16 protein-coding genes are annotated in these 20873 nt (G+C 68.3%); 6 read left to right on the top strand and 10 right to left on the bottom strand.

Translation table 11 applies throughout. The features are described 5' to 3' along the window. Positions 1-11 precede the first annotated feature (11 nt). The gene (glmS, locus tag DA1_RS17690) at positions 12-1931 is read left to right on the top strand and encodes a glutamine--fructose-6-phosphate transaminase (isomerizing) (protein ID WP_034397311.1); all 1920 of its coding nucleotides are present in this window, start codon (positions 12-14) and stop codon (positions 1929-1931) included. Between the two features lie 95 nt (positions 1932-2026). On the opposite strand, the gene DA1_RS30890 is transcribed toward glmS, so the two are convergent. Beyond that, positions 2027-2431 carry a hypothetical protein gene (locus DA1_RS30890; protein WP_162269883.1) on the bottom strand — a complete coding sequence of 135 codons (405 nt, stop codon included), beginning with the start codon at positions 2429-2431 and terminating at the stop codon, positions 2027-2029. 261 nt (positions 2432-2692) lie between these two features. On the opposite strand from DA1_RS30890, the gene DA1_RS17680 reads away from it, so the two are divergent. Next, positions 2693-3739 carry a hypothetical protein gene (locus DA1_RS17680; RefSeq protein ID WP_034397305.1) on the top strand — a complete coding sequence of 349 codons (1047 nt, stop codon included), beginning with the start codon at positions 2693-2695 and terminating at the stop codon, positions 3737-3739. Between the two features lie 90 nt (positions 3740-3829). Here the strand turns inward: DA1_RS17680 and DA1_RS17675 are convergent, their stop codons facing one another. The 9 genes from DA1_RS17675 to DA1_RS17635 form a co-directional block, all read right to left on the bottom strand. After that, positions 3830-5947: a TonB-dependent siderophore receptor gene (locus DA1_RS17675; RefSeq protein WP_034397304.1), complete on the bottom strand. Its 2118-nt coding sequence runs from the start codon at positions 5945-5947 to the stop codon at positions 3830-3832. Positions 5948-6116: 169 nt separating this feature from the next. Beyond that, positions 6117-8612, bottom strand: coding sequence for a TonB-dependent siderophore receptor (locus DA1_RS17670; protein ID WP_034397303.1), 2496 nt, complete (start codon positions 8610-8612; stop codon positions 6117-6119). Between the two features lie 152 nt (positions 8613-8764). Beyond that, the gene (locus tag DA1_RS17665; protein WP_034397302.1) at positions 8765-9826 is read right to left on the bottom strand and encodes a FecR domain-containing protein; all 1062 of its coding nucleotides are present in this window, start codon (positions 9824-9826) and stop codon (positions 8765-8767) included. Continuing rightward, a complete protein-coding gene (locus DA1_RS17660) occupies positions 9823-10338 on the bottom strand; it encodes a sigma-70 family RNA polymerase sigma factor (protein WP_034397301.1) in 516 nt (171 codons plus the stop codon). The genes DA1_RS17665 and DA1_RS17660 overlap by 4 nt, the downstream gene beginning before the upstream one ends. Positions 10339-10475: 137 nt before the next feature. Continuing rightward, positions 10476-12995, bottom strand: coding sequence for a TonB-dependent receptor (locus DA1_RS17655; RefSeq protein ID WP_034397299.1), 2520 nt, complete (start codon positions 12993-12995; stop codon positions 10476-10478). Between the two features lie 96 nt (positions 12996-13091). Continuing rightward, positions 13092-14045, bottom strand: a complete 954-nt coding sequence (locus DA1_RS17650; RefSeq protein WP_034397298.1) for a FecR domain-containing protein — start codon at positions 14043-14045, stop codon at positions 13092-13094. Positions 14046-14047: 2 nt separating this feature from the next. Next, positions 14048-14527: a sigma-70 family RNA polymerase sigma factor gene (locus DA1_RS17645; protein ID WP_051941123.1), complete on the bottom strand. Its 480-nt coding sequence runs from the start codon at positions 14525-14527 to the stop codon at positions 14048-14050. A 301-nt stretch (positions 14528-14828) separates the two neighbouring features. Beyond that, positions 14829-15890 carry a helix-turn-helix domain-containing protein gene (locus DA1_RS17640; protein WP_034397294.1) on the bottom strand — a complete coding sequence of 354 codons (1062 nt, stop codon included), beginning with the start codon at positions 15888-15890 and terminating at the stop codon, positions 14829-14831. Between the two features lie 221 nt (positions 15891-16111). Then, complete coding sequence (locus DA1_RS17635) at positions 16112-16750, bottom strand: TetR/AcrR family transcriptional regulator (protein ID WP_034397292.1); 639 nt, start codon at positions 16748-16750, stop codon at positions 16112-16114. A gap of 140 nt (positions 16751-16890) precedes the next feature. Here DA1_RS17635 and DA1_RS17630 point away from each other — a divergent pair, with 140 nt between their 5' ends. The 4 genes from DA1_RS17630 to DA1_RS17615 are packed head-to-tail and all read left to right on the top strand — an operon-like array spanning position 16891 to position 20865. Continuing rightward, entirely contained in the window at positions 16891-18237 is a 1347-nt protein-coding gene (locus DA1_RS17630) for an NAD(P)/FAD-dependent oxidoreductase (RefSeq protein WP_034397290.1), read from the top strand. Then, positions 18234-18986, top strand: coding sequence for a DUF1365 domain-containing protein (locus DA1_RS17625; protein WP_034397288.1), 753 nt, complete (start codon positions 18234-18236; stop codon positions 18984-18986). The genes DA1_RS17630 and DA1_RS17625 overlap by 4 nt, the downstream gene beginning before the upstream one ends. Next, positions 18983-20251, top strand: a complete 1269-nt coding sequence (locus DA1_RS17620; RefSeq protein ID WP_034397286.1) for an SAM-dependent methyltransferase — start codon at positions 18983-18985, stop codon at positions 20249-20251. The genes DA1_RS17625 and DA1_RS17620 overlap by 4 nt, the downstream gene beginning before the upstream one ends. Further along, on the top strand, positions 20248-20865 hold the full coding sequence (locus DA1_RS17615) for a chalcone isomerase family protein (protein ID WP_051941006.1): 618 nt from the start codon (positions 20248-20250) through the stop codon (positions 20863-20865). Before DA1_RS17620 ends, DA1_RS17615 begins: the two co-directional genes overlap by 4 nt. Positions 20866-20873: the final 8 nt, after the last annotated feature.

Raw genomic sequence — 20873 nt, 5'->3', positions numbered from 1 at the left:
GGAGCTTGTCCATGTGTGGCATCGTCGCAGCGGTTTCCTTCCGCGATATCGTCCCCGTTCTCGTCCAGGGCTTGCAGCGCCTGGAATATCGCGGCTATGACTCCTGCGGCGTGGCCGTGCAGGCGCTGGACGCCCAGGGCGTGCACAGCCAGGGCCTGCAGCGCGCCCGTTCCACGGCGCGCGTGGCCGAACTCATGGCCCAGGTGCAGCAGGACAAGGTCATCGGCCACACCGGCATTGCCCATACCCGCTGGGCCACGCATGGCGAGCCGGCCGTGCGCAACGCCCATCCGCATTTCAGCCACGGCCCCGGCGTCTCGCCCGTGGCCGATGCCGACCAGCCGGCCCGCGTGGCCCTGGTGCACAACGGCATCATCGAAAACTACGAAGCCCTGCGCGCCGAGCTGCAGTCCAAGGGCTATGTCTTCGCCAGCCAGACCGATACCGAGGTCATCGCCCACTTGGTGGACAGCCTCTACGGCGGCGACCTGTTCGAGGCCGTGCAGGCCGCCACGCAGCGGCTGCATGGTGCCTTCGCCATCGCCGTCATGCACAAGGACGAGCCGCAGCGCGTGGTGGGCTCGCGCGCCGGCTCGCCGCTGATCCTGGGCGTGGGCCAGGATGGCTCCGAACACTTCCTGGCCAGCGACGCCATGGCCCTGGCCGGCGTGACCGACCAGATCGTCTATCTGGAAGAGGGCGACATCGTTGACCTGCAGCCCGGCCGCTACTGGCTGGTGGGCAAGGGCGGCGAGCGCCTGGCGCCCGAGCAGCGCCCCGTGCGCACCGTGCACGCCCACAGCGGCGCGGCCGAGCTGGGCCCCTACCGCCACTACATGCAAAAGGAAATCTTCGAGCAGCCGCGGGCCATTGCCGACACGCTGGAAGGCGTGCAGGCCATCGTGCCCGAGCTGTTCGACGGCGCGGGCTCGGACGGCAAGTCCGGGGCCTCGGCCTGGCGCGTGTTCAAGGAAATCGACCGCGTGCTCATCCTGGCCTGCGGCACCAGCTACTACAGCGGCTGCACGGCCAAGTACTGGATCGAAGCGCTGGCCGGCCTGCCCTGCAACGTGGAAGTGGCCAGCGAGTACCGCTACCGCACCAGCGTTCCCCATCCCAAGACCCTGGTCGTCACCATCAGCCAGTCGGGCGAGACCGCCGACACCCTGGCCGCGCTGCGCCATGCCCAGAACCTGGGCATGAAGCACACGCTGACTGTCTGCAACGTGGCCACCAGTGCCATGGTGCGCGAATGCGAGCTGGCCTACATCACGCGCGCCGGCGTGGAGATCGGCGTGGCCTCCACCAAGGCCTTCACCACCCAGCTGGCAGGCCTGTTCCTGCTGACCCTGGCCCTGGCCCAGTCGCAAGGGCGTCTGAGCGAGGAAAAGGAGCAGCAGTACCTGGCCGCCATGCGCCACCTGCCCGTGGCCCTGCAATCCGTGCTGGCGCTGGAGCCCCAGGTCATCAGCTGGTCCGAGGACTTCGCCAAGCGCGAGAACGCGCTCTTCCTGGGCCGTGGCATCCACTACCCGATTGCGCTGGAAGGCGCGCTCAAGCTCAAGGAAATCAGCTACATCCACGCAGAGGCCTATCCGGCCGGCGAGCTCAAGCACGGCCCGCTGGCCCTGGTGGACAGCGCCATGCCCGTGGTCACGGTCGCGCCCAACGACGAGCTGCTGGAAAAGCTCAAGAGCAACATGCAGGAAGTGCGCGCGCGCGGCGGCGTGCTCTATGTGCTGGCCGATGCCAAGACCAACATCGAAAGCAGCGAAGGCATGCACGTCATCCGCATGCCCGAGAACTACGGCGCGCTCAGCCCCATCCTGCACGTGGTCCCGCTGCAGCTGCTGGCCTACCACACGGCCTGCGCACGCGGCACCGACGTGGACAAGCCGCGCAATCTGGCCAAGAGCGTGACGGTGGAGTGAGGCAGAGGGCCGGGGGCAGCAGGGCGCAGGTCTTGACCTGCCCTGGTCCTTCGTTGCCCCTGTGCGAAATGTCCGTCGGACACCCGGCGGCTGGCCTACCTGCGGTGTCGCAACATGGGGCTGCGCACGCTCTGGCCGGTCCTACGGCTGAGCCGCATGTCTGGTCCCACACTGGTTACCAGCGCAGTGCATATCTGCGCTGCAGTCGGGCGCTTCGTTTGACGCGCCTCTTTGACCACCATGTGAAGGAGATACCCATGGCTCAGCAAAACGACCAGCAACAGCAGCAGCAAAACAACCCGCAGCAGCAGAACCCGAACCAGCAAAAACCGGGACAGCAGCAGCAGGACAACCCCCAGCACAAGCAACCTGGCCAGAACCAGCCAGGCCAGCAGCAGCCCAATCAGCCCCGCTGACGGGCTGGGCGGCGTTCCGTTTGACGTGAGGATGGAACCATGAAACAGCTTCTTCCCACGAGAGGCCCGCAGCATCCGGTCCATGTTCCCATGCAGATGGGGCAACCCATCACGGACAGGAACTACAGCCAGATGCAGTGCAAGGCGAACGTCCGCCAACAAGGGCAGCCTTTGCGCCAGCCACAGCAACGCTGATTGATCGCAGCCAGCGCTGGTGCAGTGCTCCCTGGAACCGGCCGCCTTCGGGCGGCTTTTCCGTGTCGAGGGCCTGCCACTGGGCGGGGCCGCCGGAGATCTCCCCGCAAAATGACGCCTTTCCAGCATCAACCCCCAAGGATTTCAACGATGACACTGCAGCGCCCATGTTTCGTTTTGCCGACCCTGGTGCTCGCCCTGGGATTGTCAGGGTGTGCCGCGCCGCCTTCCAGCGGGCAGCTTGAGAAGGAGGAGGCGGAGCAGGCGAAGACGCTGTGGGTGATCAGCGAAGCCTTGAAAGCCAACATGGCCGTGGTGCTGGTGGCCGATCTGACGCCGCACAAGTCGCTGGCCGACGCCGATGGCATGTCGAAGTGGACTCCCAACGTGGTCTGGACCCATGAGGACAAGCCGGAGATCGTGTTTGGCCGCAAGTTCCAGAACAACGCGCTGCAGCGCGACCCCAAGACCACCTATCTGTTCAAGGCCTTCGAGGTCCATGTGCTGCCGCCGGGCAAGTACCTGATGACGGGGGGGGACGACTACCGGCTCAATGCCCAGCTTGACCAGCTGGGCGCCAAGGCCGGGGCCACCGGCTCAGGCCGTGGCACCCTTGGAACGGCCACGTTGTCGCCGGAAACCTATCGCCAGTTCTATACCGAGATGAACTGGAAGGAGGGCAGCACGCACTCGCAGAGCCGGATCGAGAAGTACTGCACCACGGTGCACCGCGCCTCGGGCAATTGCGTGGCCTGGGGCGAGCGCATGGTCACCGACAGCACGCCGGGCATGGCGGCGGGCTATTACCAGGACACGGATTCGCGCGACATTCCCGCACTCAAGGTCCAGGTGCGCGTGCCGCCCAGGCAGGCGCTGGCCAGCTTCACGCTGGAGGGCGGCCAACTGGTGCTGAGCCAGCGTTCGCACCTGAAGACGCCCAGCTACCAGTTCCGCCAGGCCGGCTGCCGCAAGGTGGCTGCCGAGAAGGTGGAATGCCCGCTGGAAGACTTCACCGTCCACACACTGCCGCCGCCCATGGAGTTCACGCGCAACTATCTGGCCACGCGCGCCAATCTCAACACCGAGCAGGAAAAGCTGATGGCACGCCTGGTGCCCATGCAGGTCACCACGCTGGGCCGCCAGGGCGCGGCCGACACGGTCTGGGGCACGCCGATCTCGCTGCGCAAGGGGCCATGAAGCCGGGGCGCAGCCGGCGCCCGCCTATCGGCGGCGCCGGGTTGCGCACCTTGGCTGAAAGGCTCGCATGCTTGAAGGAGCCAGCCAGCCTCAGTACTTGAACCTGGCACTCACCATCAGCGTGCGCGGGCTGCCGAAGCTCAGCAGCTGCGCGTTCGGCGTGGTGCCCTGGACGTAGTCCTTGTCCAGCAGGTTCTTGATGGCCAGGCTCAGGCCCCATGACTTCGCTTCATAGCCCAGGTTCAGGTCGAGCAGGGTGTACTTGGCCAGGTTGACGAAGGCCGTGCCGCGCTGCGCCGTGCGGGCGCCTTGCATGCGCAGGCCTGCGCCCATGTTCCAGCCCAGGCGGTCGGGGTTGAAGTAGTACTGCGTGAAGACGGAGCCCGCGTTCTTGGGTACATGGTTGATGCGCTTGCCGATTTCGCTGGCCGTCAGGCTTTGGGAGGTCCGGGCCGAGGGGATGTAGCTGTAGGCGGCCGAGACATTCCATTGCCGCGTCAGCGAGGCGACGACTTCCGCTTCGAAGCCCTTGGTGGTCTGCTCGCCGGTCTGGACGGCGTAGCCCAGCGTGGCGTCGTTCTCGGTGACGTTCTTGCGCCGCAGGTCATACACCGCCAGATAGCCTTGCAAGCGCCGGTCCAGGGCCTGGAATTTCACGCCCAGTTCGGTCTGCTTGCCTTCCTCGGGATTGAGCAGCGTGCCGTTGATGCCGGCATCCGTCACGGGCATGAAGGAGGTGGAGTAGCTGACGTAGGGTGCCAGGAACTCGCTGGCCTGGTACATCAGCGAGGCGCTGCCCGTGAAGGCGGTGTTGCTGTTGCTGACGGAGCCGCCGGCCAGCCTGTCCTGGATTTCCACGCGCGTCCAGTCATGGCGGCCATTCAGGCCGACGATCCATTTCTCATCGATCTTGATGGTGTTGCGCAGGTACAGGCCCACGTACTGGCTGTAGGTCAGGTTGTGGGAGGGCTTGCCTGGCCGGATGGAGGTGACGCCATAGACCGGGTTGTCGGCGTTGAAGGGGTTGATGTTGTCCACGCGCTGGTAGTAGTCGCTGCGCTCTCGCATCATGTCGATGCCGGCGGTCAGCTCGTAGTTCACGCGGTCGAATCGGAAGTTGCGCTGCAGGTAGTTGTCCAGGGCGATGTTGACGTCCTGCTTGTCCTGGTAGTTGATCTGGCGCGCGACCAGGGGGAACCTGGCATTGGCCGCCGCAAAGACCGAGTTGCTCAGGCTGCTGCCCTTGGTGAGCGCGAAGTTCTGGCGGAACACCCATTCGTTGTCGAAGTAGTGCGCGTAGTTGGCGCCCAGGCGGTAGGAGTCCACCTCGTAGCTGCGGTCGGGTTCGCCGATGAAGACATTGCGCCCGTATTTTTCGTAGTTCTGCGGAATGCCCTGGTTGCGGATGTAGTTGCGGTGCTGGTAGCTGGCGATGACGGACAGCTCGTTCCTGCCGTCCAGGTCGAAGTTGTACGAGCCCGCCAGGTACTGGTTCTTGAAGTAGACGTAGTCCGTGGGATCGTTCTGGTCGGACGCGCGGCCCACGATGCGAAAGGCGCCCTTGCGGCTTCCGTCGGGCGAGTAGTTCAGGTCGAAATTGGCTTCCTTCAATCCATAGCTGCCCACGCTGATGCCGGCGCGCGAGAACGACTCGGCCTGCGGGCGCTTGGTGGTCAGGTTGACCAGGCCGCCCGGCAGGGCCAGGCCGAAGCCCACCGAGGTGGGGCCCTTGACCACTTCGATGGAGCCGATGCCGAAGATGTCCTCGGAGCGCAGCACATTGGTGGAGGTCTGCGCCCGCAGGCCGTCCACATAGGTTTGCGCGCTGGAGATCTGGCCGCGGATGATGAAGTCATCCCAACCGCGCCGGCCGTACGAGCCGGACGCCACGCCGGCCACGCTCTCCAGCGCCTCGGCCACGGACCTGACCTGTTTTTCCTCGATCTGGCGCTGGGTCACCACGCTGATGGACTGCGCGGTCTCGAACAGCGGCGCATCGGAGCGCAGCACGCCCGTGGTTTTGCGGGCGACGAAGTTGTCTTCGTTGTTCTGCTGCTTCTCGGCCTGGATCTGCACGGTTTCCAGTTGCGTGGACGGTGCGTCGGCGGCCTGGGAGAAGGCCATCACGGGGATGGCGGCCAGGGCAAGGCAAAGGCAGGAACGGGGTATGCCGGCAATGGGGGGGAGGGTGTGGAAGGAGGAAGGCATGCGCAATGGCCAGTCAATAGAGGAAAAAAGCGTTTGGCGGGGCGTTCGGCGAGGCGATAAGCGGCGGAGATAAGTTCATGGAGGTGATGCGTGATGCGTGGCATCGCATGCGGCTGCGTGCCGGGACAGACACAAAAGAGGAAAGGCCGGGGGCGGGACTGGCGCCCGCTCAGAACTCGACCGTGGCGCGCAGCAGCACCTGGCGCGCGTCGCCCATCGAGATGAAGTAGGTGTTGGCGCTCGACGGGTAGTAGGTGCGGTCGAACAGGTTCTTCACGTTGAGCTGAAAGCGCGTCCTGTAGCCGTTGATCCGCGTGTCATACGTGGCAAAGGCATGGGCCACGGTGTAGCCTGGCAGCCAGAAGGAGTTGGCCGAGTCGCCGGGCCGCCTGCCCACGTACTGCAGGCCGCCGCCCACGCGCAGCCGGCCCTCGACCAGCACATCGCCCAGCACACCGCCCAGCACACCGCCCAGGACCTGGCCGAAGTCGTACACGGCCGACAGCGAGGCCGTCTGCCGCGCCACGTTCCACAGCTGGTTGCCCTGGTAGAGCGGGTCCTGCGTGGTCTTGGCATCCACATAGGCAAAGGCCGCGATGGCGCTCCAGTGGCGGCCCAGCTCGCCGGCCACATCCACCTCCAGCCCGCGCGATCGCGCCGCGCCCGAGGTGCGCCAGTCGGTCAGCTTGGTGGCGTCGTTGAACTGGGACACCAGCACGTTCTTCTTGCGGATGTCGAACAGCGCCAGCGTGCCGGTGAGCTGCCCTGGCAGGTCCAGCTTGGCGCCGGCTTCCCAGGACCGGGCCTCCTCGGGCGCCACGCCCGAGTCGATCACGGTGCCGCTGGCCAGCGGCGCGATGGTGGAGGTGGGCCTGAGCGATTGCGAGTAGTTGCCGTAGAGCGACAGGCCGTTGGCCAGTTGGTAGACCAGGCCGGCGCGCGGCAGCCAGGCCGTGCCGTCGGCCTGGGTGTTGGCCTTGAACGGGCGGCCCCGGCCGGCGGTCTGGCGCCAGGTCTGGTAGCGCAGGCCGGTGGTCAGCACCCAGCGGTCGCCCAGGTGGATGGCGTCCTGCAGGAACAGCGACTGGTTGTGCAGCTGGTCCCTCTGGTCGCTGTCGCTGGCCGAGACGGTGGCCGAGGGCTGCTCCAGACCATAGACAGGATTGGTGTAGCTGAAGGTGGAGGTGACGGCCTGGCGCAGCAGGTCGGAGCGGTAGATCAGCCGGTACTCGGCATCGGCGCCGAACTGCAGGTCATGGCGCAGGCCGGCCAGCTGCACGCTGCCGTCCACATAGGCCGAGCCATAGCTGTCGGTGCTGAGTGCGCCGTGCGTGGCGTCGTTGCTGCGCTGCAGGGTGCCGCGCGCGGTGTTCACGCCGTTCACGCGCAGCTGGTTGGCGTCGTAGATCTCGCGGTTGTAGCTCAGGTTCAGGTGGGCGGCCCAGCCGCTGCCCAGGCGGTGGTCCACGGAGAGCTGGGCCAGGTGGGTCTCGCCCGTCATCTGGTTGAAGGGCTCGTCCAGCCGGCGCGTGGCGGGAAGGTCCAGCGGGCGCCGGGTGACCGGGTCCAGCGCCGTGCCGCGATCGAAGGGCGTCAGGTACTTGCGGTATTCGTACCAGAGCACGGCCTGCGTGTCGTCGCCATACCAGGCCAGCGACGGCGCCACCAGCGTCTCGCGGTGCTGGCCGAAGTTGCGCCAGTAGTCCTCGTCCACATGGTCGACGACCAAGCGGTAGGCCAGACCGTTCTCACCGATGGGGCCGGTGGTGTCCAGCGTGGCACCCGTGCCGTTGCGCCCGCCCGCGTAGCCCGAGCCCTGCAGCGACAGCGCCGTGCGCTGGCGCAGCTGCGGCTTCTTGCTGACCACGTTGATCACGCCGCCCGGGTCCATGAGGCCGTACAGCAGCGAGGACGGGCCCTTGATCACTTCCACGCTCTCGGCGGCGGCGTTCATGCCGCGCCCCTGCACCAGGGGCATGCCGTTGTGCATGACGGAGCCGTCGCGGTTGGTGCCGAAGCCGCGCTTCATGATGGTGTCCTGCGTGCTGGCCAGGGTGTTGCCCTGGGTGACGCCGCTGACATTGGCCAGCGCCTCGTCCAGGTTGCGCGGGCGCTGGTCGCGGATCACCTGGGCCGGCACCACGTTGACCACCTGCGGGATCTCCAGCACGGGTGCCGTGGTGCGCAGGCTGGAGGCATCGGGCGTGGGCTGGTAGCGCTCGTCGGCATCGACCGGGGCAGGGACCGCCCGGGCCACGACGCGCACGGCGGGCAGCTCGGTGGCGTCGGCCGCTGCAGCGCCGGCCGTTGCGGGCATGGCCGCCTTGCGCACGATGAATTCACCCGCGCCGCCTTCCACCGCCTCCAGCCCGGAGCCCGCCAGGATGGCCGCAAAGCCCGCGCCCACGGTATAGCTGCCGCGCAGGCCGCCCGACTGCCGCTGGCGCGTGCTGGCCGGGTCATAGGACAGGGCCACGCCTGCGGCCGCCGCAAACTGGCCCAGCACCGAGGCCAGCGGGCCGGCCCCGATCTCATAGGCCCTGGCGGCCTGGCGGGTCTGCGCCAGGGGCTCGGCCGCGTGGCCAGGGGCCGCACATGCCACCGCCGCAGCCAGCAGGCAGGTCAGCGCCGCGCGGGCGGGTGTCGGTGTGAAGGGCGTTTGCATTCGGGTTTCCTGGCCATGAACAGCGGTGAGACAAGGGCTTTCATGAAGGGAGCCGAACGAGATCGCAAAAGATGAAAATGGGCCGCGAAGTTTTTTGCGCGGCATGGGGAAATGGCTGACCCTGGCTGGCTCTGGCTCGCCCTGGGCTGGCCCTAGACGGGCACCAGGGTCAGCCAGTAGCGCGACAGGCCAGCCGCGCGCACCGGGAAGGCGCGGGTGATGACGGCCAGCGCCTTGTCCGTGTCGGCCAGCGGAAACACGCCGGACACGCGCAGGCCGGCCACGGCCGGGTCACAGGCCAGGCGGCCGGGCCGGTAGCGTGCGAGTTCGCGCACCACGTCGTCCAGCCGCCAGCCGTCCACGATGAGGCTGCCGCCCACCCAGCTGACCAGGGCCGGGTCGGCGGCCTGGGCGGGCAGCATGCCGTTGCGGCTGAAGCTGGCCTGCTGGCCGGCCTGCAGCCGCAGGCTGCGGCTGGCGTCCTGCAGGGGCTGGATTTCCACGGCGTCCTGCAGCACGCTCACCAAGGTGTCACCGCCCTCGCCACCCTCGCTGCGCACGGTGAAGCGCGTGCCCAGCGCCAGGATGCGGCCCTGCGGCGTGTGCACCATGAACGGGCGGCCATCCTTGGCGCCCGCGCCGGGCCCGGCGAGGGAATGGGCGGTCTGCACCAGGATCTCGCCCTCGCGCAGCACCAGCAGCCGGCGCGTGGGGTCCATGGACACGTCCACCGAGGTCCGGGTGTTCAGCGTCAGTTCGGACCCGTCGGCCAGCGTGACGGTGCGGCGCTCGCCCGTGCCGGTGCGGTAGTCGGCCAGCCAGGAGCGCACGCCGCCCTGCCCGCCGGCCAGCTGCCATGACAGGCCCGCCACGGCCCCGCTGCCCACCAGTGCGCCGATACCGCGCAGCACCCGGCGGCGGCTGCGCCGGCTGGCCTGCAGCGTGGAGGCGGCCAGGTGCCCCGGCACGCGCTGCAGCATGGACTGCAGGGCGTCGAAATGCCGCCATGCGCGCTGGTGCTCGGGGTGGGACTCATGCCAGCGCTGCCAGGCGGCACGGTCGGCGTCGGTGGCATCGCCGGAGCACAGGCGCGCGTACCAGGCAATCGCTTCCTGGCGGATGCGGGCCTGTGCCTGGGCTGGGGTGGTGGTGGGGGTGGGCGAATGTGCAGCCGCGTCCAGGGCGCTGTCGCTGTTCGAGGGCAAGGCCGTCATGCGCCGTCTGCCACGATGAGGTAGCAGTGCTCCAGCGCCTTGAGCATGTAGTTGTTGACGGTGCGCACGGTCACCTGCAGCCGGGCGGCGATCTGCGCATAGGTCAGGCCTTCGAGCTGCGAGAGGATGAAGGCCTGGCGCACGGCGGGCTTCATGCCGTCGAGCATGGCGTCGATGGCCACCAGGGCCTCCAGTACGATGGCCCGTGCCTCGGGCGAAGGCGCCTGCGGCTCGGGCAGGGCGGCCAGCGATTCCAGATAGGCCCGCTCCAGCGCCCGGCGCCGGTGGAAATCCACCACCAGGCCGTGGGCGATGGTGGTCAGGTAGGCGCGGGGGTCCACCGGGTCCGCCCGCTCCTTGCGGCCGAGCAGGCGCACGAAGGTGTCGTGGGCCAGGTCGGCGGCATGGTGGGAACAGCCCAGTTTTCTGCGCAGCCAATCGCGCAGCCATCGGTGATGGTCACGATAGAGCGACTGGATCTCGTTGTGCAGCGCGAATTCGCCGGATGACATGCTGACCCCCACAACCGCAAAGATGAATCCCCTGATATCAATGACTTAATGCGATTGGTTCTCATTTTAACCAGGGGGTCGTCCGGGCTGCACGGGTGGGTATTGGCAGGCCCCGGCGATCGGTGCCTGCCCGCGGGTCACCAGGTGTGCGCGTAGCTGATCTTCAGCACCGTGCCGGCCGCTGGCAGGCGGCTGGTGTTGTTGTTGCTGCGCAGCAGCTGGCTGTAGAGCGGGAAGTACTGGCGGTTGAACAGGTTTTCCACGCCCAGGGACACGCGGTTCTTGGGGTCGATCTTCCACTGGCTGATCAGGTCCACCGTGGTGTAGCCCCGTGTGTCATAGCGGCCAAAGCCGGTCTTGCCGTCCAGGCGGTAGTCCTTGGCGGCATACGAGGTTGCCTGCAGGCGGTGGCTCCAGCGGGCATCGGGCCGGTACTCCACATAGGCCGTCAGCTTGAGCGGTGGGATGCGAAAGCCCGTCATGTCCTGGTAGCCGCTGGCGGCCTGCGGCAGCTCGCGGCCCTTCATCCAGGTGAAGCTGCCGCCCGCGCTCCAGTGGTCGTCATCGCTGAAGTAGTCCAGGCCGCCTTCGATGCCGTGGATCTTCTCGCGGGTGCGCAGCAGGGATAGGCCGTTGTTGAAGCTTTGCACGGCGCCCAGGTTGGAGCGCGACTGGAAGACGCTGAGATTGGCCATCACGTTGGAGAACTTGCCGCGCCAGCCCATTTCATAGGTGTTGGTCTTGACCGCCTGCAGGTTGGAGTTGCCCAGGTTGAAGGCCGGCGTGGCATTGCGCACCACCACGCCGATGTCCGGCAGCTCGAAGCCCTGGCTGTACGAGGCATAGAACTCCTGGCCCTTCACCGGCGTGAAGACCGTGCCCAGGTTGTAGGTCCAGGCGTTGTACTGGACGGTGCCGCCATTCACGGGCTGGGGGTTGGGCACCCGCGATTGCGACAGCGGCGTGAAGTCGTTGAAGCTGGCCTGGGCGCGGTCGTAGCGCAGGCCGCCTTCGGCCGACCATTGGTCGCTGAACTGGTGCTGCAGCTGGGCGAAGGCGCCGATGCTGCGCGTGGTGACCGGGGGCATGTAGACCAGGCGGCCGGTCTTGTTGAAGACCAGGCCGCCGCTGGCGTCATAGGCCCTGGGGTCGAAGATGTCGATGGGCATGTCGGTGCGCTCCTGGTGGAAGTCCGCACCCCAGATCAGCAGGCTTTTCTTGCTGGCGCCCAGCGGCGTCTTCAGTGTCAGGCGCCCGCCAAAGACCTCGGAGTTCTGCATGGACTGGTCGACATTGGCGCCCCGCACCGGCACGGCGCGTGCGTCGAAGGGCGCAAACCGCGTGAAGAAGTCCCGGTAGTAGAGCTGGGCGGCCAGCGTGCTGCCTGCGATGTCCCGGTTCTCGTAGTCCAGGCCCAGCATGGTGTTCTTGATCTGGTTCTGGTCGGCCAGCACCAGGCCCTTGATGGGGCGGGCCGCCGCCGTTCCGGCCGGCAGCCGCGCCACCGACGGGTCGGAGGCGTAGTCCGTGTCCTGGGCCGCGTTGTAGTGGCTGGCGGTCAATTGCAGGCGCTGGTCGGCATCGAGCTTGAAGCCGATCTTGGCCGAGGCGTTGTAGATGTTGGAGTCGAACAGGTCGCCCTGGCTGGGCTCGGGTGCAATGCGGTTGCCCCTGGCGTCGAAGGCGCCGCCCATGTGCCTGGCGCCCAGGCTCACCGAATAGTCGACCACCTCGCCACCGCCGGACAGGTAGTGCTGCACCTCGCCGCCCAGTCCTGCGCCGCGCAGGCGGGACAGCGGGGCCGAGCCGGTGACGATGGTCTCGGCCCGCGTCTCGCCCGAGGGCCGCTTGGTGCGGATGGAGACAATGCCGCCCGCCGCACCGCTGCCGTAGATGGCGCTGCTGCCGCGCAGCACCTCGATCTGCTCGATGTCGGCCGGGTTGATGTTGGCCAGGTTCCTGGACGAGTCGCGGTTGGTGTTCAGCGGAACGCCGTCCACCAGCACCAGCATGTTGCGGCCGCGCAGCGTCTGGCCGTAGTCGGTGATGGTGTGGCTGGAGTCCGCCATGCCGGGGACCACCTTGCTGAGCATGGTGGCCAGGCTGTCCGAGCCCTGGCGCAGCTGCTCCACCTCCTGGCCTTCCAGAATCGTGACTTGCCGCGAGGGCGCGACCAGGTTGTTCTGCGTGCGCGCGGTCACCGTGATGGCGGCAAGTTCCGTGGCCTGTGCCGCGGCTGGGGCTGAGGGTGAGGGCACGGCCGCTGCGGCAGACGGCGCCTGGCGTGCCGCCGCAGGCAGCTTCTCCAGCGCGTAGTTGCCCGCCCCCACGCGGCGCGCTGTCCAGCCTGACGTGTTCAGCAGCTGCGCAAAGCCGTCCTCCACGGAGAACGTGCCGGACAGGCCGCGTGTCTCCATGCCGCCGAGCTGCTGCAGGTCCATGCCCAGGTTCACGCCTGCCTGCGCGGCAAAGGCCATCAGCGCCGGGCCCAGCGGACCCGGCTGGATCTGGTAGCTCCTGGCAGCGGCGCTGGCGGCCGGCTCGGCCGCCTGGACTGGCAGCGCGTGCAGCAGCAGCGAGGTGCTGACGGCCAGGGCCGCCAAGGCGGTGGCGCGCAGGCTGGCGCGTGGTCCGGCGGTGGAAGAAGGGGAGTGCATGGTGTTCTGTCCTCTGGGCTGTCGATGAAAGTGGTCTTCGCAAGCCTTGACAGGCGAGAGCGAAAAACCGGACAGCCACGGCAGAAAAAAATCGGATCAGCGCCGCGCCACCGTCACCCAGTACCGGCTGCGCTCGTGCACGCGCACCGGCAGGGTCTGGGCCAGCAGGGCCAGGATGCGGTCGGTGTCATGCAGCTGGTAGGTGCCGGAGACGCGCAGGTCGGCGACATCGTCGTCGCACCGCACAAGGCCTTCGCGGTAGCGCGACAGCTCGGCCAGGAAGTCCTGCAGCCGCAGGTTCTCGGCATAGAGCACGCCCAGCGTCCAGGCCGAGTCCCGCGGCGCCACCGGGCGGGTGGCGCTGGCGCCTTGTCCATCGAATTGCAGTTGCTCGCCCGCATGCACCACCACGGCCGTGGCCGATGCTGCCGGCGTGACGCGCACCGCGCCCTCCAGCACGGCCAGCGCCGTGCCCCGCTCCAGCTTGCGCACGATGAAGCGCGTGCCCAGGGCCTGCATCTGGCCGTCGTCTGTCTGCACCATGAAAGGCTGGGAGGCGTAGGGCGGGGCATGCGCGGTCTCGACCAGGATTTCCCCGGCATGCTGGCGGATGCGCCGCGCCGTGCCATCCATGCGCACGCTGATGGCCGAGGCCGTGTTCAGCTGCACGCGGCTGCCATCGGCCAGCGTGACCGCGCGGCGCTCGCCCCTGGCCGTGCGGTAGTCGGCCGTCCAGTCCTGCCAGGGCAGATGGCGCCAGGCCAGCCAGCCCAGCGCAGGCGTGGCCAGGGCCAGCACGGCCGAGCGCAGCAACTGGCGCCGTGCCGCCGAGGGGCGCGCGCGGTTGAGCGTGGCCATGCCGACGGCGCCGGGAACGGCGTTGAAGCGGCCCTTGAGCTGCTCGGCGCACTGCCAGATGTGTTCATGCCGGCTGCTCTGGCTGCGCCAGCGTGCCAGCTCGGCCTGCTCGGCGGCGCTGAAGTCCGAGGCGTGCCTGCGTGCCAGCCAGCGGGCAGCCTCGTCCAGGATGCGTGCGTCTGCGGCCTGCATGCTCAGCGCTCCAGCATCACCAGCAGGCATTGCCGAAAGCCCTGGGCCATGTAGCGGGTCACGGTGCGCACGCTCAGTTGCATGTGGGCGGCAATGTCCTCGTAGGACAGGCCTTCGAGCTGGGACATGAGAAAGGCCGTGCGCACCTTGGCGGGCAGGGCGTCCAGCAGCGCATCGAGCTCCTGCAGCGTCTCCAGCAGGATGGCCCGCGCCTCCACGGACAGCACGGTGGCCTGGGGCAGAAGGTGCAGGGAGGCCAGGTAGGCCTGCTCCAGCGAGCGGCGCTCCAGGTGGTTGACCAGCAGCCGCCGGGCCACCGTCGTCAGGTAGGCGCGGGGCTCCTGGATGTCCTCGATGGCCTGTGTCCTGGCGCTGACCCAGATGCGCGTGAACGTGTCCTGGGCCAGGTCGGCCGCATCGCAGCGGTTGCCCAGCCTGCGCTGCAGCCACGCGACCAGCCAATGGTTGTGCTGCGCGTACATGCTGCCCAGAGCCTGGCTGGCGCCACTGTCGGTGGATGGATGCACGTGCCGGGCCTTTCCTCTTGTGCGTCAAAGAACTCCCGGTATTTTATCCAATTGATATGAATTCTCATTTGCATTGGCTGCAGGGTCCGTGCTGCGATTCATGACCATGCTGCAGCGGCTGCCGGCCAGGGCGCGGATGGCATTTCTGCTGTCGCAGCTCGATGGCCTGATAAATGCCGGGACCATGTGCCGCGCCCATGTGCCGCGCCCATGGACCCGCTGGACCTGCACGCTCTCGTGCCCGGCCATCCCTCGCTCAGGCCATGAGCCCGAGCAGCCAGTCGGCATATTCCGCCGATGTGGTCGTGGTGCCGGGTGGGGGATTGATGCGCACGGCATCAGCCGCCTCGGCCATGGCGCGCACATCGCTGGGCGTGTGGCCGAAGGCGGCACGGAAGGCGCGGCTGAAATGCGCCTCGCTGGCAAAGCCCAGGCGTGCGGCCACCTCGGCAATGCGCAGGCGCCGGTAGGCGGGATTGGACAGCGTGTGGAAGGCCCGCTGCAGACGGCGCTGCTGCACATAGCGCATCACGCCGCCCAGGGGCTCGAAGAGGTGGTAGAGCCGGTGGCGCGAAATGCCGAAGCAGCGGCACAGTGCCTCGGGCGAGAGCGGCGTGCCCAGGTTCCGCGCGATATGGCGCTGGATGCGCTCCAGCGTGGCGGCATGCACCTCGGCGCGGGCTTCGGCCAGGGTGCGCTGGCTGGGGCGCAGGCAGGCGGCCAGCATTTGCAGGGTGGCGTGCACCACGTCATCGGCCTGCGCCGGGCCGATGGAGGGCAGGCGCCGGTGCAGTGCGCCCAGGTGGTCTGCCAGCAGGCCGCCGAACAGGCTGTCGGCGGCCAGCACGGTGCCGTGGGTGCCCGGGCCCGGGGACCCGCAGGCAGCCTCGCCCAGCCTGCGGGGAACGATCAGTGAGAGCACATGGGAATCCTGGGCCACGGTGTGCTGGGTGCGGGCCATGTCGAAGACGACCACGTCACCGGGGCGGACTCGCAGTTCGCTGCCGTCGCCATGCTGGCCCACGAAACCCCCTGCGCGGTACCACTGCACCAGGTAGTGGTCCAGGCCGTCGTGGGCGGCGCGTGCCTGGCCGCGCGAGAAGCGCTGCGCGCCGAAGCGCAGGTCGCCCAGCAGCAATTGGCCCAGGTGGACCGCATGCACCGAGGCATGGAAGCGCCCTGGCGACGCGCCGCGCTCCAGCGGCGCCACGTCGAAAAGCACGGAGATGCTGCTGCGCCACGCCTCGAAGCGGTCTGCCTGCGCCAATTGGTCGGTGGCGAACGTCGTGCTGGGCAGGGCTGTGGCTGGGGGCTGCATTGCGAGGTATCAGCGCAGTAAAAGACAGGACCTGGCAGGACAATCCCGCACGGCGCGGGGTGTTGCCGTGGTCGCCAAGCCGCAACTATACAGGCGCCCCCGGCTGTGTTTCGTAGGAGTCGCGAAGGCGGCACGATGCGCAACAGGGAGCCCGCGGGGACCGGCTGCCGGTCATGCTGGAGACGGGTCGACGCATCGCAGCTGTCGCTGCGCGGCCTAGGTCAATCCGCCGCCGCCAGCCCGTCGAACGTGGTGCTCGTGACCCAGTCGATGATTTGCGCGTGCGTGTACTGGCCCGATTCCTTGAGCAGGGCCACCACCGGATCGCAGGCCCGCGCGAACAGCGTGTAGAGCACCAGCTCGGCCGGCAGCGCGGGCTGCAGCTGGCCGCTGGTCTGGGCCTCGGTGATCCAGATGCTCAGGCGGTTGCTCAGGGCGATCAGCCGGTCCATGTAGGCATCGTTGGATTGCAGGGAGGCGCTGAGGTTGGAGTTCTGCGCCGGCAGGGAGGGCATTTCGCCTTCCAGCTGGGTCTGCATGGCCCAGCACGTCACGGCCTTGAGCTGGTCCAGCGGGCGCACCGGCGTGCCGGCCTCGGCGGCCTGGGCCGCCGTGTCGCGCAGGCCGTCCACAAAGGCCAGGGCGCGGTCCAGCACGCCCACCATGGCGGCGCCCGCCAGTTCTTCCTTGGAGGTGAACAGCTTGTACAGGCTGGCCTTGGCCATGCCGGCCTCGGCCGCGACCTCGTCCACCGTCATGGCGTCGTAGCCCTTGGTGGCCAGCAGCCGGTTGACGGCCGCCACGATGGCCTGCTCGCGCACGCGCTGTATCTGTTCTTTGATGGAGGAGCGGCTAGTCATAGCGATATTTTAGACCTCGCAGGTCATATCTGATACCAAATAGTGCAAAGCGGGTATGTTTGGTTTATAGTTTGAACTCATCAGTTCACGATTTGGTCTTTGTGGTCTAGTCGGTCTGTTCAACCAAGAAGGGCGCCTCCATGCATCGCATTGCTGTCATCGGTTCGGGGATTGCGGGGCTGGCCGCAGCGAGCCGCCTGGCCGCGGCGCCGGGCGGGCCTGCCGTGACCTTGCTGGAGGCTGGCGGCCATTTCGGGGGGCACGCCAACACGGTGGACCTGACGCTGGGCGGCGTGAGCCAGGGCGTGGACACCGGCTTTCTGGTCTTCAACCACCGCACCTATCCACTGCTGACACGTTTGTTCGAGCAGCTGCAGGTGCCCACGGCTGCCGCCGAGATGTCGTTTTCCGTGCAGGTGCCCCAGGCCGATGGCCGCGCGGGCCTTGAATGGAGCGGCAGTTCGCTGGGCGGCGTGTTCGCGCAGCGGGGCAATCTGCTGCGCCCGCGCTTTCTGAAGATGCTGGCCGAGATCCTGCGCTTCAACCGCCTGGCCACGCGCATCGCCCAGGAAGGCGATGAAGTGCGGCTGCGCAGCGCCATCGGCGATTTTCTGGACGACCACGGCTTTGGCGCCGCCTTCCGTCAGGACTACCTGCTGCCCATGATGGGCTGCATCTGGTCCTGCCCCACCGACCAGATGCTGCGCTTTCCCGTGGCCACGCTGATCCGCTTTTGCCACAACCATGGACTGATCCAGGTCACGGACCGGCCGCAGTGGCACACGGTGCGCGGCGGCTCGCGCCAGTACGTGCGGCGCATGGTGGCCGCGCTGCTGAAGGACGGCCGCCACGAGGCGCGCCTGAATGCGCCCGTGCTGGGCCTGCGCCGCGCCGCGCACGGCGCGCTGCTGCAGACGGCGAACGGCACGGAGCCGTTCGACGCCGTGGTGCTGGCCTGCCACAGCGACCAGGCCCTGCGCCTGCTCGGCAGCGATGCCACGCCACAGGAGCGCAGCGTGCTGGGCGCCATCCGCTACCAGCCCAACCAGGCCGTTCTGCACACCGATGCCAGCGTGCTGCCGCGCAGGCAGGCGGCCTGGGCCGCCTGGAACTACGAACGCGCGGCCGACCCGGGGCGGGACCAGGCCGGCGTCTGCCTGCACTACCTGCTCAATCGCCTGCAGCCCCTGCCGTGGCAGCAGCCCGTGATGGTTTCGCTGAACCCGGTGCGCCCGATCGATGAAGGCCAGGTCCATGCGCGCATCGAGTACAGCCACCCGGTGTTCGACCTGGCGGCCATCGAGGCCCAGGGCCGCGTGGCCGACGTGCAGGGCCAGCGCCGGACCTGGTTCTGCGGCGCATGGTGCGGCTACGGCTTTCACGAAGACGGCCTGCGCTCGGGCCTGGACGCGGCCGATGGCCTGCTGCGTTCCCTGCCGGCCTTGCCCGTTCTGCCCGCCAGCGCGGCCTTCGAGGGGGTTGCATGACGGCCCGCCCCCTCATCGGCTTCGGCCATGTCTGGCACCGCCGCCTGCGGCCTGTCGAGCATGCCTTCCGCTATCCCGGCTACTTTCTGATGCTGCCGCTGCGCAGCCTGCGCACGCAGCCGGACGCCGCGCTGCGGCGCAACCGGCTGGGCTGGCTGAGCTTTCATGACAGCGACCACGGCGAGGGCGGCTGCGACGCACTGGCCTGGTTCGAGCAGCTGCTGCACAGCGAAGGCATAGCCGACGCCGATGGCGAGGTCTGGCTGCACACCTTCCCCCGCGTGCTGGGCTACGTGTTCAAGCCCGTGAGCTTTTGGTATGCGCACCGCGCCGACGGCTCGCTGGCCGCCGTGCTGGCCGAGGTCAACAACACCTTTGGCGAGCGCCATGCCTATCTGCTGGCGGGGCCGGACCTGGACTGGGGCCGCGAGCAGGTGGCGCGCAAGCAATTCCATGTCTCGCCGTTTTGCGAGGTGCGCGGCGAGTACCGCTTCCGCTTCGAGCGCGGCGAAGGCCGCACCCTGGCGCGCGTGGACCTGCACGACGAGGACGGCCCGCTGCTGCAGACCAGCGTGGGCGGCGTGCTGCACCCGCTCGACGGCGCCACCGTGCGCCGCGCCTTCTTCGGCACGCCCCTGATGACGCTGGGCGTGGTCGCCCGCATCCACTGGCATGCGCTGCGCCTTTGGGCCAAGCGCGTGCCTTTCCATGGCAAACCCTCCGAGCCCAAGCGCTTCGTCACACGATGAACACTACCGCCGCCCCCCTGCTGAGCCCCTCCGCGGCAGCGCCGCGCCGCACGCCTGCACGGGCGCGCCGGGTGCTGAACCTGCTCGAACGCCTGCCCCACGGGCAACTGGACCTGGAGCAGCCCGATGGCCGCCTGCTGCACCTGCCCCGCCCGCCGTCGGGGGCTGCCGATGCGCATTGCGTGCTGCACGACTGGCAGGCGCTGGAGCGCACACTCAAATCGGGCGACATCGGGCTGGCCGAAGGCTATATCGCCGGTGAGTGGGACAGCCCCGACCTGGCCGCCCTGCTGCGGCTGTGCATGGTCAACCGCGACCATGTGCAAAGCCTGGTCTATGGCAGCTGGTGGGGCCGGCTGGGCTACCGCCTGCGCCATCTGCTGCAGCGCAATACGCGGGCCGGCAGCGCCAGGAACATCCATGCACATTACGACCTGGGCAATGATTTCTACCGCCTGTGGCTGGACCCGGGCATGAGCTACAGCGCGGCCTGGTTCCAGGGCCGCACGGGCCAAGCGCTGCGCAACGCGGACCTCCAGGAGGCCCAGCAGGCCAAGCTCAGGCGCACGCTGGACGAGGTGCGGCTGCAGCCCGGCCAGCGCCTGCTGGAAATCGGCTGCGGCTGGGGCGGCCTGGCCGAGGCGGCGGCGCAGGAGTTCGGCGCCCGGGTCACGGGCGTGACCCTGTCGCGCGAGCAACTGGTCTGGGGGCAGCAGCGCATGCAGCAGTCCGGCCTGGCCGACGCGGTGGAGCTGCGCTACCAGGACTACCGCGACCTGCCCGCGCGCCATGCGGGCGAGCCCTTCGACGCCATCGTCTCCATCGAGATGTTCGAGGCCGTGGGCCGCGAATACTGGCGCGGCTACTTCCAGACGCTGCGCGACTGCCTCAAGCCCGGGGGCCTGGCCTGCATACAGACCATCACGCTGCGCGAGGACCTGTTCGCGCGCTATCTGCGCTCCACCGACTTCATCCAGCAGTACATCTTCCCGGGCGGCCTGCTGCCCAGCATCCCCGCCTTCGAGCAGGAGGCACGGCGCGCCGGCCTGGTGGTGGAAGGCCGCATGGCCTTTGGCCGCGACTATGCGGAGACGCTCAGGCGCTGGCGCCAGTCCTTCGAGGAGCGCCTGGAGACCGTGCGTGCCCAGGGCTTTGACGAACGCTTCGTGCGCATCTGGACCTTCTACCTGGCGTATTGCGAGGCGGCCTTCGATACCGGCAACACCGATGTCGTCCAGTTCACGCTGCGCAAGCCCCTGCCATGACAGCCCCGCAACCTCACGCGCGCCGCGCGCCGCGTGCACCCCATGCACCCCGCCGCAAGGCCCTGGGCTGGTGCGCCGCCTGCGTCCTTGCCCCTTCATTGATCACCATGTCCAACGCCCTGCACGCCATGACCCCGACCGCCGAACTTCCGGCCGAACTGCGCAGCGCCCTGCCGTCTGCGCGCCTGATGGGCACGGCCGTGCTGCGCTTTTTCGGCCTGCGCGTCTATGAGGCGCGGCTGTGGGCCGCGCCCGGACTGCTGCCCGAGGACTACGCCCGCCACCCGTTTGCGCTGGAGCTGGTCTACGACCGCAAGCTCGAAGGCGCGGCCATCGCCGAGCGCTCCATCGCCGAAATGCGCAGGGTCGGCAGCTTCACCGAAGAGCAGGCGCGCCAATGGCTGGACCTGATGAAGCAGGCCTTTCCCGATGTGGTGGCCAAGGACCGGCTGCTGGGCCTGAACGATGGCCAGGGCGATGTGCGCTTTTTCCACAACGGCCGGCAGACGGCGCAGCTGCGCGATGCCGACTATGCGCGCCTGTTCTTCGGCATCTGGCTGTCGCCGCAGACCTCGGCGCCTGCCATGCGCACCTCGCTGCTGGGCCAGGGCTGAACGCCAGC

The sequence above is a fragment of the Delftia acidovorans NBRC 14950 genome, from assembly GCF_001598795.1.
Lineage (GTDB): Bacteria > Pseudomonadota > Gammaproteobacteria > Burkholderiales > Burkholderiaceae_C > Comamonas > Comamonas acidovorans.
The sequence above is the reverse complement of the archived record's forward strand: the minus strand, read 5'-3'. Positions and strand labels throughout refer to the sequence as shown.